The organism is Roseovarius halophilus (ex Wu et al. 2025) (genome assembly GCF_047086965.1).
Genome location: NZ_JBKOTX010000448.1, coordinates 1 through 1,605, shown reverse-complemented (window position 1 = coordinate 1,605; position 1,605 = coordinate 1). Strand labels below are relative to the sequence as shown.

The following is a 1,605-nucleotide window of genomic DNA, read 5'->3' as shown; positions in this document are numbered from 1 at the left end:
GTGGTGCCGCTGAAGTGCGGTTCTATTCCCGTTACAGGCACCCTCATCGGGCTTCCCTTCAGCAAAACAAGGGCTATCGCCTATGACCACCCGGCGTCAACAGGCACCCTGTGGTCTACGATATGGTCTACGGTTAGCATTGAGGCACTAGGTTCAGGAGGCCATCGTCGCGAACATAGCGTCCGGCTCGTGCGTCTTGTCGTCGAGCTGCTAGCCGCAGCATGTCCATCGTACGAAGCGACAGCTCCAAGAGGTCTTCCTCGGTCTGGACGTTCTCTTCACCATGAACGTATCCGCCGTCCTTGCGGATCGCGGGGAGGACGACCCCTGCAATCCAGTCTTGGAACTCTTCAGCTTCCGGTTTCCGGCTCATCATTACCAGTTTGTAGAGGCCTGCTTCTGTGATGCAGACGACAGAGCCGAGGCCGCGAAGACCTAAGTTGAACTTAGCCCTTTCCCCTTCTTTGAGGCGTTGGGTTGCAACGGTGGTGTTCGTGAGGCCCAGAACCTTGCAGACAGAAGAGGCTTGGAACCACGGCTGGCCGGCGATGTCGATCACGCGGATGTCGTTGCTGTTGAAGTCGAAGAGGGCACCCCCCCTTTTTGTGGCACGGGGGGAACCCTCGGCAGGCGCTTCAATGGTAAGGCGCTCAGATATGTGACCCCAAAATCAGTCCGGGTCTGGTGCCCAAGCGAGGGGTGAGGGATCTGCCGGGAACACCTCGTCGCGGACAAGACCCTTGGCTGTCCTTGACCCTCTTGAAGTGGGGTGGACGACGCTGTCCTCGACATAGCCGCGCTGGGTCACCTCATCCTTGAACCGAGGGTCCCGGACGACGCGCTTGTTGAAGTCCCTACGGTCCATCCCGATAGCCTCGGCCAGCTCGGGGTAGGCGACCTCGTCACCGAAGCCCTCAGCATCCCATTGGTCCACCTGTGCCAAGGCCTCTCGGATGGATTTTGTGAGCTTGGTCGTCCCGCTTGGGCACCACCGCGCAAGCTGGCAGTTGGGAAAGAGGTCGGGAAGACTCTCGGCCAGACCTGTCTGCTTCGGCGCGATGATGTAGGCCCGACAGGGAAGGCATGTTCCATCAGCTTGCAGACCCCGCACAGAGGCGCGGCACAGGGCTTGGAGGACATTGTGCAGAAGCTCTCCCAGCGCCATCTCCCTGCACTCGGCAGCTGTGACAGCCTCGGTCGGATCCCTGCCCGCACAAAGGCGTACACGGGCCTCATGGACCTCCTGTGGCAAATGCAGAAGGCTTGCGAAGATCACGTTGGGGACACGGGCGAATGCATTGGTCCCGTGGTGTCTGCCCCATGAGAGGACGTGAAGCGTACGCGTCATCCCATCCCCAAGGTGGGCTTCGACCCGCGCCTTAAACGTGGCAAGACCGTCCTTGTGGTGCAGGATCAGCCATTCTTCATTTGGCCTCTCCATGATCTTCTGGGCAATCCCGCGCACCAAGACCTCTTCCGTGTCATTGGCATGGGCCGTCTTCCCACTCCCTCTCGACCACAGGCCGATATGAAGGTTGCTGTAGTCCTTCGTGGCAGGGGTGAGACGCACAAGGGTGTCCCGGTGCTGTTCCATCAACATATAAG

General features: G+C 59.8%; 1 protein-coding gene and 1 pseudogene. Both read right to left on the bottom strand.

Annotated elements, in window-relative coordinates; translation table 11 throughout:
* Positions 1-133: 133 nt before the first annotated feature.
* Positions 134-559: a Bro-N domain-containing protein gene (locus ACH107_RS32695; protein ID WP_412509758.1), complete on the bottom strand. Its 426-nt coding sequence runs from the start codon at positions 557-559 to the stop codon at positions 134-136.
* Positions 560-670: 111 nt separating this feature from the next.
* Positions 671-1,605 (bottom strand): annotated as a pseudogene (locus ACH107_RS32690) (hypothetical protein); the annotation flags it as partial.